Source organism: Brevibacterium luteolum (assembly GCF_025147615.1).
Lineage (GTDB): Bacteria > Actinomycetota > Actinomycetes > Actinomycetales > Brevibacteriaceae > Brevibacterium > Brevibacterium luteolum.
In genome coordinates this window covers 1-11,182 of sequence record NZ_JALXPM010000068.1, presented here as the reverse complement: position 1 = coordinate 11,182, position 11,182 = coordinate 1, and the positions used below count along the sequence as shown (strand labels likewise).

Genomic DNA, 11,182 nt, shown 5'->3' with positions numbered 1-11,182 from the left:
TGTGTCACCGCGCCCGAGGTGGAGGCCGCGCCCGAGGTGGTAGCCGATTTTCGGATGCAGGGGCGCCAGGTTCGGCTAGTGTTGTGTCGTGACTAACTACCGTTTCGAAACCTTCGAACCCGTCGTCGACGACAAGGGTGTGCCCGACGCGCAGACCGCTGCCTACCTGCAGATCGTCACCGCCGGGTTCCATGACCGCAAGCTCAATGACGAGGCACTGGTCAAGAAGGCCCGCCGCACGATCGCCGACAAGCGGGTGCTCACGGCCGTCTACGCCGACCAGAACCTGCCGTATGCCTATGAGCCGCACACCCCGGTGGCGACGTTTGCGCACTTCGAGAAGAAGATGAACGTCGGCGGCGGCCGGCTCATCCCCACCCACCTCATCACCTGGGTGACGGTGCGCCCGACGCATCGCCGGCGCGGGCTGCTGCGCTCGCTCATGACCGCCAACCTCACCGAAGCGAAGGCCGCCGGCTACCCGTTGGCAGCGCTGACCGTGACCGAGGGCGGCATCTACACCCGTTTCGGGTTCGGCACCTCGACATGGATGTCGACTGTCGAGATCGACACCTCCCCGGGCTTCAAACTCGCCTGCGAACCCGACCGCCGCGTCGAGATGTGCCCGGCCTCGGTGCTGACCGAGCTCGCCCCTCAGATCTACGAGCGCTTCATGCAGCGCTCACCCGGTGCCATCGAGCGCCAGCAGGCCTATGTCGACATGGCCTCGGGCACCGTCAACCCCGAGACCGGGGAAGAGGACCGCGATGTGCGTGCGGCCCTGCACTACGACGAGGACGGCAACCCCGACGGCTACGTCAGCTACAAGTTCATGGGCTGGAAGACCGACCCGCCGACCGTCGAGGTCATCGACCTCATCGCCGTCTCCGACGCCGCCTACTCGTCGCTGTGGGCCTTCGTCGCCGCCATCGACCTCGTCGACCGCGTCGTCTACGACGAAGCCGCCCAGACGTCGCCGCTGCCGTGGCTGGTCGACAACCCGCGCCGGGTCAAGATCAAGGACCAGCACGACGCCGTATGGCTGCGCGTCCTCGACGTCAAGAAGGCCCTCGAAGCCCGGCCGTGGCCGGTTGCCGGACAGCTGACGATCCGGGTGCGCGATGACATGAACCTCGCCGACGGCACGTTCTCCATCACCGCCTCCGGTGGATCTGCGACCGTCGAGGCGGTCTCGGCCTCGCATGCTGTCGACCTGGAGCTTGGCGTCGCCGAACTCGGCTCGATCTACCTCGGCGGTGCCGACCCGGTCATCCTCGCCCGGGCCGGCCGGATCACCGAGCACACCGAGGACGCCGCCGTGCGGGCCCGGGAGCTCTTCGCCCTCGAACGCGCCCCATACGGACCCAACGGATTCTGACTCACCCGGCAGACGGGTGAGAACCGCCTCCGCGCTGGTGACCACCGCCTCGGGCCAGGTGAGCCCCGCCTCGGGACCGGGAGCCGTTCTTATCATGTGACCCCTTGCGAATGCCCTCGCAAGGGGTCACTACGATAGGAAGCGCACGCCGCCGGCTCCGCACGCACGCGGGCGCGGCTGCCTGACTCATCTGGAACATCGCGACGCTTACGAGCCGGCGCCGCTGCAAGGAGGAAACGTGACCAAGCCTGTGGTGCTCATCGCCGAGAATCTGTCGCCTGCGACCATCGACGCCCTGGGACCCGATTTCGAGACGCGCCACTGCAACGGAGCCGACCGCAGCGAACTGCTGTCCGCCATCGCCGACGTCGACGCGATCCTCATCCGCTCGGCCACCCAGCTCGACGAAGAAGCCATCAGCGCCGCACCGAGGCTCAAGATCATCGCCCGCGCCGGCGTCGGCCTCGACAACGTCGACGTGCCCGCCGCCACCCGTGCCGGCGTCATGGTCGTCAACGCCCCGACCTCGAACATCACCTCCGCGGCCGAGCTGACGATGGCTCACATCCTTGCCTCGGCCCGCAACCTCGGCGCCGGGAACTCCTCGCTTAAGGCAGGGGAGTGGAAGCGCTCGAAGCTCACCGGCGTCGAACTGTACGAGAAGACTCTCGGAATCATCGGCCTCGGCCGGATCGGCGGGCTGGTGGCCGAGCGCGCCCGCGCCTTCGGCATGAAACTCGTCGGCTACGACCCCTACATCACGCAGGCCCGCGCCGCGCAGATGGGCGTGACCGTCATGGAGCTCGACGAGCTGTTCGCCTGCTCCGACTTCATCACCGTGCACATGCCCAAGACCCCGGAGACCATCGGCATGATCGGCGCTGAAGCGTTCGAGAAGACGAAGCCGGGCGTGCGCATCGTCAACGTCGCCCGCGGCGGCATCGTCGACGAAGAGGCCCTCGCCGCGGCCGTCGCCGACGGCCGGGTCGCCGGCGCCGGCATCGACGTGTGGGCGACGGAACCGCCGGAGCACTCCGCACTCATGGAGCAGGACTGCGTCAACGTCACCCCCCACTTGGGCGCCTCGACTGTCGAGGCGCAGGAGAAGGCCGGTGTGGCCGTGGCCAAGTCGGTGCGCCTGGCGCTCTCCGGTGAGCTCGTGCCCGATGCCGTCAACGTCGCAGGCGGGGCCATCGACCCCGACGTGCGACCGGGCATCCCGCTCGTCGAGCGGCTCGGCCGCGTCACCTCCGCACTGGCCGACTCCTCGGTCACGCACCTGACCGTCAGCGTGCAGGGCGAGATCTCCACCAAAGACGTCTCCGCGCTCAAGCTCGCCGCCCTCAAGGGCCTGTTCCGCGACGTCGTGTCGGTGCCGGTGTCCTACGTCAATGCTCCCATGCTCGCCGAGGAGCGCGGCGTCGGGGTTGAGCTGCGCACCAGTGAGGTCGTCGAGGGCTTCCGCAACGTCATCACCCTGACGGCTGCAACCTCGAACGGCTCCAGCGTCTCGGTCTCCGGCACCCTGACCGGGCCAAAGCAGGTGCAGAAGCTCACCGGCATCAACGGGTTCGAGATGGAGATGCCGCTGGCGGATCACATGCTCATCTTCCAGTATGAGGACCGCCCGGGCATCATCGGCATGTTCGGTCAGGCGCTCGGCCGCAACGAAGTCAACATCGCCGGTATGCAGGTTTCGCCGAGCTCCAGCGGCGACGAGGCACTCGCCGTCATGTCCGTCGACCGCGCGATCCCGACTGAGACCGTCAACGCCCTCGCCGGTGCTGTCGACGCCTCCCAGTTCACCGCCGTCTGCCTCGAAGAGGACTGACACCCGGCCGGCCGGTCACCGGCTGCCGGACACCTGCGACAGGGCGCCTCGGGGACGGATCTCCGCCGTGCCCGAGGCACACTGCCGTTATGTGGGGTGCGGCACCGGGGTGCCGGGGAGCGGGAGTGAGGAGTCTGAGGCCTCGAATTCGCCTCCGCCGGGCAGCGGGGCGCCCTCGCGTTTGGTGCGTCCGAAGATCGCCTCCTGGCTCGACGGCGGCTCGGCGGCTGCGGCCGGCCTGTCGTCGGGGGTGATCAGGCGTTCCAGAGACCGTAGGAGTCGGCCAGCTGGGCGATCTTCTTCGCACGCGCCAGACGGGGCAGGTAGGAGCCGTCGACGATGTCGTCAGTGCTTTCCGCCTCGGCGAGCATATTGCGCGCCCATGCGCGGTCGTCCTCGCTCGGTGCCAAGGCGGTGTTGAGTGTGTGGATCTGGTCGGTGTCGATGACGAGCTTGCCGGTCATGCCCATCTTCATCGTCCACAAGCAGTCCTCAGTCACCTGGCCGGTGTCGGCGCCGACCGGGCTCGGTCCGTCGATCGCGCCGGGCAGCCCGCCCACGCGGGTGGCGATCACGAGACGGGAGCGGGCATAGGCCAAGGCGATCGGGTCATCGGCGACACCGGTGTCCTTGCGGAAGTCATTGGTGCCCAGCGCCAGCCGGAAGGTGCCCGGCGCCTCGGCGATGCGGGTGGCGTTCTCGATCCCGCGCGCGGTCTCGATGAGCGCGAGCACCGGCACGCCGGCTCCGGCGCGCATAGCGGTGTAGGTGACCTGTTCAGGGCGTTCGGTGTTGGGCAGTATGACGCCGCGCAGGCCCGGGGTGCCGTTGAGGGCGGCGAGGTCGTCCTCCCACTCCTGGGTGCCCATCGAGTTGACACGCACCCAGCCGCCCATGCCGTTGTCCAGCGCGGCGACGACGTTGTCGCGGGCCAGGCCCTTCTTGTCGGCAGGGACGGCGGCTTCCATGTCATAGATGAGTGAATCGGCTTCCGAGGTCTGCGCGGCTTCGAAGGTCTCCTTCTTGGCGGCATTGATGAGCAGCCAGGAGCGGCTGAGCTTGGCGGGAAGGGACGCGGCGCGCGTGTTGCGCAGAGAGTGAGCCATGCAGGTGAGTCTACGGAGCAAATGCGCGGCGGTCACTTCCCCAGCGCACCGTGTTCAGGATGCAAGACGGCAAGTCGTCATATGAGACGCGTTCATAGGGTGGCAGTGAGCTACCGCGAGGAAGGATCCCCATGACGACGCACAAGATCGCAGTGATGCCCGGTGACGGAATCGGCACCGAAGTCGTGCCCGAGGGCCTCAAGGTCCTCAACCGGGCGATCGAGGCCGCCGGCGAGCCCGTCACCCTCGACACCACCACCTTCGAGGCATCGGCCCGCCGCTGGCACGAGACCGGTGAGACGCTGACCGATGACGAGCTCGCCCAGCTGCGCGACTACGACGCGATCTACTTCGGCGCCTGCGGCGACCCATCGGTGCCTTCCGGTGTGCTCGAGCGCGGCATCATCCTCAAGATGCGCTTCGGCCTTGAACACGCCGTCAACCTGCGGCCCTCGAAGTTCTACGCCGGAGCCCGATCGCCGCTGGCCGAGCCCGGCGACATCGACTTCCTCGTCGTGCGCGAGGGCACTGAGGGCTCCTACACCGGCCAGGGCGGCAACCTGCGCCAGGACACTGTTCACGAAGTCGCCACCGAAGTCTCGGTCAACACCTGGTACGGCGTCGAGCGCACCGTGCGCTTCGCATTCGCCAAGGCCCAGGCCAGGAACAAGAAGCTCACTTACGTCCACAAGCACAATGTCATGGTCCACGCCGGGCACCTGTGGCGCCGGGTCGTCGAGCACGTCGCCGCCGAGTACCCCGAGGTGTCCGTCAACTACGAGCACACCGATGCGTGCACCATCTACATGGTCACCGACCCGGGCCGCTACGACGTCATCGTCACCGACAACCTCTTCGGCGACATCCTCACCGACCTCGCCGCGGCCGTCACCGGCGGCATCGGCCTGGCCGCCTCCGGTAACCTCAACGTCGAAGGCACCGCCCCGAGTCTGTTCGAGCCGATCCACGGCTCGGCCCCGGATATCGCCGGGCAGGGCATCGCCGACCCGACCGCCGCAATCCTCTCCGCAGCCCTCATGGCCGAGACCCTCGGCATGGAGGTCGTGGCGAAGTCCATCCAGACCGCCGTCGAAGCCGATCTCGCCGAACGCGGCGTGGCCAAGCGGACAACGGCAGAGGTCGGCGACGCGATCGCCGCCCGGATCGGCGGCTGAGACCCAGCCACCGCCTCGGGCACGGGGCGATGCCATAACCTAGGAGACGAGGCGCTACAGTGTGCCTCATCCCATACGACGTTGAGCACCAGACGAATCGGAAAGCGACGATGACTGAATTTCAGGTTCTGAAGAATATGCAGCCGGCTCCGGAGCTGGTGCGAGAGGCGATCAAGGAGAAGCCTGGCTTCGGCGAGCACTTCACCGACCACCTGTCGCACATCCGCTTCACGCGCGCCCAGGGCTGGCACGCCCACACCGTCAAGCCCTACGGCCCGATCATCCTCGACCCGGCTGCGGCGGTCTTGCACTATGCACAGGAGATCTTCGAGGGTCTCAAGGCCTACCGGCACGCCGACGGTTCGATCTGGACGTTCCGCCCGCAGCTCAACGCCGCCCGCCTCGCCCGCTCCGCCGAGCGGATCGCCCTGCCGCAGCTGAGCGAGGAGGACTTCCTCGCCTCGCTGTCCGAGCTCGTTGCGGTGGATGCCGCCTGGGCGTCGGCGCCGAAGAACGATCTCGATGAGGTGTCGCTGTATCTGCGGCCGTTCATGATCGCCTCCGAGCGATTCCTCGGCGTACGCTCCAGCCACGAGGTCGACTACTACGTCATCGCCTCTCCTGCCGGCCCGTACTTCCCCGGCGGCATCAAACCGGTGTCGATCTGGCTGTCGCGCACCCTCAAGCGCGCCAGCGCCGGAGGCACCGGATTCGCCAAGTGCGGCGGCAACTACGCCGCCTCGCTGGCTGCCGGTGACGAGGCCGCGGCCAACGGCTGCCAGCAGGTGCTGTTCACCGACGCGGCCGAGGGCAAGTACCTCGAAGAGCTCGGCGGCATGAATCTCATGCTCGTCACCAGCGACAACACCCTTATCACCCCGGAGCTCGGCGACTCGATCCTCGACGGCGTCACCCGCCGGTCGGTGCTCGAACTCGCACCCCAGCTGGGGCTCCGTGTCGAAGAGCGCAAGATCGAAGTGGCCGAATGGCGCGAGCGCCACGCCGCCGGTGAGATCGTTGAGGCGTTCGCCTGCGGCACCGCTGCCGTCGTCACCCCGATCGGCAAGCTCGTCTCCGATGACTTCACCATCGACCACGGTGAGGAGCCCGGCGAGATCACTATGTCTCTGCGCAAAACGCTGCTCGACATCCAGTACGGCCGCGCCGAGGACACCAACGGCTGGCTGTACAAGCTCGCCGACGGCTGAGCCGAGGTCTCGCTGGTCAGGCTCGTGGAGTCGAGGCTGGTGTCTGGCTTTAAGGGCCGTCCCTGTTCATGGTGAGTCGTCCCGGGTGACGGCGAGGAATCTCTGCTGATGGCGTGCGGCCCTTGGTGACAGTGGGGCCGTGCTAGGTGATGGCGAGCGGTCCCCGATGACCGGACGCGGTCCCTGATGAAATTCAGTAAGGCTATTCATGTTCTCGAGGCCCTAAACCATGAATAGCTTTACTAACTTTTCGGTCGAGCCCGCCGCGTGGCAGCTGCGGCCGCGTCCCGGGCCTCATTCGGGCCCAGCTCTCACTCCACCCGCCACCCCACCCTGCCCCTCGCCCACCTCTCCTTTTGCTCAGACATGTGCAAAAGAGTACGATGCGCCTCATGCCGATCACCCATGACCGCGCCACCGCCTCGGAGGCGCCGACAGCTGACGAAGTCCTCGCCACCCTGCCGTGGAAGTGGCACACGCAGGGCGCCATCTTCATCATCGGCGGCCTGGGCTTCATGTTCGATGCCTGGGACGTCGCCCTCAACGGCTTCCTCATCCCTCTGCTGTCCGACCACTGGAACCTCACCATCGGCCAGGCCGCCTGGATCGCCACCGCCAACCTCATCGGCATGGCCCTCGGCGCCGTCGTGTGGGGCGGCATCGCCGACCGCATCGGCCGCAAGCGCGCTTTCACACTGACCCTGCTGTTCTTCTCCCTGTTCACCATCGCCGGAGCCTTCGCTCCGAACATCGGCCTGTTCCTCGCCTTCCGCTTCCTCGCCGGCTTCGGCCTGGGCGGTGCGATCCCGGTCGACTACGCCCTCGTCGGCGAGTTCACGCCACGCAAGCACCGCGGCCGCGTGCTCACCGCGATGGACGGCTGGTGGCCGATCGGCGTGACCCTGTGCGCCTTCGTCTCCGCCTGGATCCTCGACTTCGGCGACTGGCGCCACATCATGCTCGTCATGGTGCTTCCGGCCCTGCTCATCGTCTTTGCGCGCCTCTTCATCCCCGAATCGCCCAAGTACCTCATGGCCGCCGGCCGCCAGGACGAAGCCGACGCAGTGCTCACCCGCCTCATCGAGCGCACAGGCAGCCCGGTCACTGAATGGCGTCACGACGCCATCGAACCGCTGCCCCCGCGCAAGGGCCTGGGCGAATCGCTCTCGGCTGCCTCGGGCCAGATCGCCGAACTGTGGCGCTACTCCGCCCGCGTCACCATCACCGCCTGGCTGCTGTTCGTCTCCGTGCTGCTGCTGTACTACGCGGCCCTGACCTGGCTGCCGAAGATCCTGCGCGAACAGGGTCTGGGCGACCAGGCCGCCTTCCTCGTCACCGGCCAGATGACCGCGATCGGCATCCTCGGTGTCATCGTCTCTGTCGTGCTCATCGAGACCACCGGACGCAAGTGGATGCTTGGGACCACCTCGCTGGTGGCCGCAGCGGCCCTCGTCGTCTTCGCCATCGCGCTGGGCCAATCCGGTGCAGAGCTCAACCTGCTCGCCAAGGTCAGCATCCTCGCCTTCGGCTTCTTCATCCAGATGGCCGTCCCGGCGCTGTACACCTACGTCTCCGAGCTCTACCCCACCCGCCTGCGTGGCTCCGGCTTCGGCTGGGCGTCCTCGGCCTCCCGGGTGGCCACCGGCATCGCCCCGATGATCTTCGGCTCCATCATGTGGCCGCTGCTCGGCCTGACCTGGACGTTCGTCCTCACCGGTGCGCTCGCCGTCGTCGCCGTGACGGTCATGGCTATCTTCGCCCATGAGACCACTGGCCGTGAGGTCGGCTGACCGGTCCCGAGGCGCGGGTTCCGTTTCCGAGGCGTGGGCCCCGTGCCCGAGGCGTGGGCCCCGTGCCCGAGGTACGTTCCGTCTCGGCTGTGGCCGGCACCACAGCAGGAGGCGGCCGAAGCGCGATAGCGTGGGAGTATGAGCAGCTTCCACGCAGAGCACAAGGTCGTCGGCGGCAAACTCGTCGTCGCCGACATCGACACCGACGGCCAGGCGATCACCGCCGCGAAGATCTCCGGGGACTTCTTCCTCGAACCCGAAGACGCCTACTTCTCCATCGGCCCGGCACTGACCGGCGCACCGGTCGCCGCCACCCGCGACGAACTCGTCGCCCGCCTCGATGCTGCGCTCGCCGCGTTCGGTGATTCCCTGCAGCTGCACGGCTTCTCCACCGGCGACATCGCCACCGTCGTCCGCCGGGCCCTGACCCAGGCGGCGAACTTCACCGACTTCGACTGGAAGGTCATCCACGGCCCCGTCCTGCCCAGCCGCATCAACGTCGCACTCGACGAAGTGCTGCTCACCGAGGTCGACGCCGGCAACCGGCAGCCGACCCTGCGGTTCTGGGAATGGGAGGACAAGGCCACCGTCATCGGCTCCTTTCAGTCCTATGTCAACGAGCTGCGCCCCGAGGGCGTCGAACGCCACGGCATCGACGTCGTGCGGCGGATCTCCGGCGGGGGAGCGATGTTCATGGAGGGAGGCAACTGCGTGACGTACTCGATGTACGTCCCCGACACCCTCATCGCCGGACTCGACTACGCCGAGTCCTACGCGTTTCTCGACCGCTGGGTCATCGCTGCGCTCGCCCGCGAAGGCGTCGACGCCTGGTACCAGCCGATCAACGACATCACCTCCACCGGCGGCAAGATCGGTGGAGCCGCCCAGCGGCGCCTCACCTCGGGAACGGTGCTGCACCACGCGACGATGAGCTACGACATCGATGCCGACAAGATGGTCGAAGTGCTGCGCATCGGCGAGGCGAAGATGTCGGACAAGGGCGTGCGCAGCGCCAAGAAGCGCGTCGACCCGCTCAGGCGTCAGACCGGGTCGAGCCGCGAGCACATCATCGAGACCATGATCGAAACGTTCACCAGCATGTACGGTGCCGAACGCGACACCGTCACCGAGGCTGAACTCGCCCGCGCCGAAGAGCTCGTTCAGACCAAGTTCGGCACCGAGAAGTGGACGCATCGGGTGCCGTAGACTGACCCCAAGCCCGTCACGTCACCAAAGGAGCACCGTGCGCCACGTCGAACCCTCCGTCGAGCTCATCGCCCGCCCCCAGATCGACTGGGAGGCGATCAACACCTACCTCGCCGACGTCGGCGGCACCTCCTGGTCCGACCGGGTGGCTGATGCTGACAGCCCCGACGGTGAGGATCTCGTCGAGTTCTCCGGACGCATGTGCTACCGCTCCTGGGAGCCGGGACTCAACCCGAACGTCGGGCGCGTGCGCACGGACTCGGCCCAGTACCTCGGCAACGTCATCTCCTCTCAGCACGGGTCGGTCCTCGAACACGCCAACTACACCTTCGTGCTGCACAACGTCTCCCGCGTCCTCACGCACGAGCTCATCCGGCACCGCGCCGGCTGCGCGTACTCGCAGGAGTCGTTGCGCTATGTGCGCCTGGAGGAGATCCCGTTCTGGTTCCCTGAGTGGGCGCGCGAAGACGAGGAGCTGATGGAACGCTGCCTGGCCGTTCTCGACACGCTCGAAGAGCACCAGAAGTGGATGAGCGAGCATTTCAAGCTCGATGAGGAGGGCACGAAGTTCGCGCACAAGAAGCACATGACCTCCTTCATGCGCCGCTTCGCCCCTGAGGGACTGGGCACCGGCATCGTCTACACGGCGAACCTGCGCTCCCTGCGCCACGTCATCGAGATGCGCACCGCTCCTGGTGCCGAGGAGGAGATCCGGCTGGTGTTCGGCAAGATCGCTGAGATCATGCAGGCCGAGGCGCCGGCGATCTTCGCTGACTACTCTATCGAAGACGGAGCCTGGCTGCCCGGCACCCGCAAGGCCTGACCGATTCCGATGTGCTGACCACCTTCTGACCTGGGATAAGGAGCCGCCATGGCACAGCTATACGATGCACAACTCTCACCCGGCAAGCTCGAACTCGTCCAGACCTGGCTGCCGAGCCAGGAGTGGTCCGGCCTCGACGCCGAGGTGCCGCTGGAGGTCGTGACGAGCTACCGGTTCGACGATCCGGCCGGCGAGGTCGGCATCGAGATGCACCTCGTGCGCGCCGCCGACGATGCCGATGGGCCGATCTACCAGGTGCCCGTCACGTACCGGGGTGCCCCGCTTGAGGGCGCCGAGGACGCGCTCATCACAACGATGGAACATTCGGTGCTCGGTAAACGCTGGGTCTACGACGCCGTGGCCGACCCGGTGTTCGTCGAGCAGGCCCGCCGCACCATCGCCGAGGCGGACACCTCGGCTGAGGAGATCATCGTCGACGGCGACAACCCCGGTCCGCGCACTGACATCGCCGACGCCCGCGGCACCGGCTGGGATGCCGCAATCAAGGCCGTCGAGGAAGCCGACCTCAACGTCACCCGTCTCCTGGAAGCCGATCAGCTCGCCGGTGCCGAGACCGGCCCCGGCATGCTCATGGCGACGTGGGACGGGCAGCCCGAGCCGGTCGAGCTCATGCGTCTGGTCTGAGGATAATTAATTGAACTGAG

At 67.2% G+C, this 11,182-nt stretch carries 9 protein-coding genes; 8 read left to right on the top strand and 1 reads right to left on the bottom strand.

From position 1 onward, the window contains the following. The first annotated feature begins 88 nt into the window (after positions 1–88). The gene (locus tag M3C25_RS12535; RefSeq protein WP_259857068.1) at positions 89–1,378 is read left to right on the top strand and encodes a GNAT family N-acetyltransferase; all 1,290 of its coding nucleotides are present in this window, start codon (positions 89–91) and stop codon (positions 1,376–1,378) included. Positions 1,379–1,616: 238 nt separating this feature from the next. After that, the gene (serA, locus tag M3C25_RS12530; RefSeq protein WP_259857066.1) at positions 1,617–3,209 is read left to right on the top strand and encodes a phosphoglycerate dehydrogenase; all 1,593 of its coding nucleotides are present in this window, start codon (positions 1,617–1,619) and stop codon (positions 3,207–3,209) included. 254 nt (positions 3,210–3,463) lie between these two features. Here the strand turns inward: serA and M3C25_RS12525 are convergent, their stop codons facing one another. Continuing rightward, positions 3,464–4,315, bottom strand: a complete 852-nt coding sequence (locus tag M3C25_RS12525) for an HpcH/HpaI aldolase/citrate lyase family protein (RefSeq protein WP_259800345.1) — start codon at positions 4,313–4,315, stop codon at positions 3,464–3,466. A gap of 131 nt (positions 4,316–4,446) precedes the next feature. Between M3C25_RS12525 and M3C25_RS12520 the strand changes: the two genes are divergently transcribed. The 6 genes from M3C25_RS12520 to M3C25_RS12495 all read left to right on the top strand — a co-directional run bounded on the left by M3C25_RS12520 (position 4,447) and on the right by M3C25_RS12495 (position 11,162). After that, positions 4,447–5,490 carry a 3-isopropylmalate dehydrogenase gene (locus tag M3C25_RS12520; RefSeq protein ID WP_170273368.1) on the top strand — a complete coding sequence of 348 codons (1,044 nt, stop codon included), beginning with the start codon at positions 4,447–4,449 and terminating at the stop codon, positions 5,488–5,490. A gap of 110 nt (positions 5,491–5,600) precedes the next feature. Further along, positions 5,601–6,698 (top strand): branched-chain amino acid aminotransferase, encoded by a 1,098-nt coding sequence (locus M3C25_RS12515; RefSeq protein ID WP_170273369.1) that lies wholly within the window; start codon positions 5,601–5,603, stop codon positions 6,696–6,698. A 392-nt stretch (positions 6,699–7,090) separates the two neighbouring features. Beyond that, entirely contained in the window at positions 7,091–8,488 is a 1,398-nt protein-coding gene (locus M3C25_RS12510) for an MFS transporter (RefSeq protein WP_259857064.1), read from the top strand. A gap of 138 nt (positions 8,489–8,626) precedes the next feature. Beyond that, positions 8,627–9,694, top strand: a complete 1,068-nt coding sequence (gene lplB, locus M3C25_RS12505) for a lipoate-protein ligase small subunit (protein WP_259857062.1) — start codon at positions 8,627–8,629, stop codon at positions 9,692–9,694. Positions 9,695–9,731: 37 nt separating this feature from the next. Continuing rightward, the gene (gene thyX / locus M3C25_RS12500) at positions 9,732–10,517 is read left to right on the top strand and encodes an FAD-dependent thymidylate synthase (protein ID WP_259857060.1); all 786 of its coding nucleotides are present in this window, start codon (positions 9,732–9,734) and stop codon (positions 10,515–10,517) included. Between the two features lie 48 nt (positions 10,518–10,565). Continuing rightward, the gene (locus M3C25_RS12495) at positions 10,566–11,162 is read left to right on the top strand and encodes a CG0192-related protein (RefSeq protein ID WP_170273372.1); all 597 of its coding nucleotides are present in this window, start codon (positions 10,566–10,568) and stop codon (positions 11,160–11,162) included. Positions 11,163–11,182: the final 20 nt, after the last annotated feature.

Excerpts from the sequence above, each read along its gene's own strand:
- M3C25_RS12525 (WP_259800345.1), bottom strand. The coding sequence starts at position 4,315 with ATGGCTCACTCTCTGCGCAACACGCGCGCCGCGTCCCTTCCCGCCAAG.
- M3C25_RS12520 (WP_170273368.1), top strand. The coding sequence starts at position 4,447 with ATGACGACGCACAAGATCGCAGTGATGCCCGGTGACGGAATCGGCACC.
- M3C25_RS12515 (WP_170273369.1), top strand. The coding sequence starts at position 5,601 with ATGACTGAATTTCAGGTTCTGAAGAATATGCAGCCGGCTCCGGAGCTG.
- M3C25_RS12510 (WP_259857064.1), top strand. The coding sequence starts at position 7,091 with ATGCCGATCACCCATGACCGCGCCACCGCCTCGGAGGCGCCGACAGCT.
- lplB (WP_259857062.1), top strand. The coding sequence starts at position 8,627 with ATGAGCAGCTTCCACGCAGAGCACAAGGTCGTCGGCGGCAAACTCGTC.
- M3C25_RS12495 (WP_170273372.1), top strand. The coding sequence starts at position 10,566 with ATGGCACAGCTATACGATGCACAACTCTCACCCGGCAAGCTCGAACTC.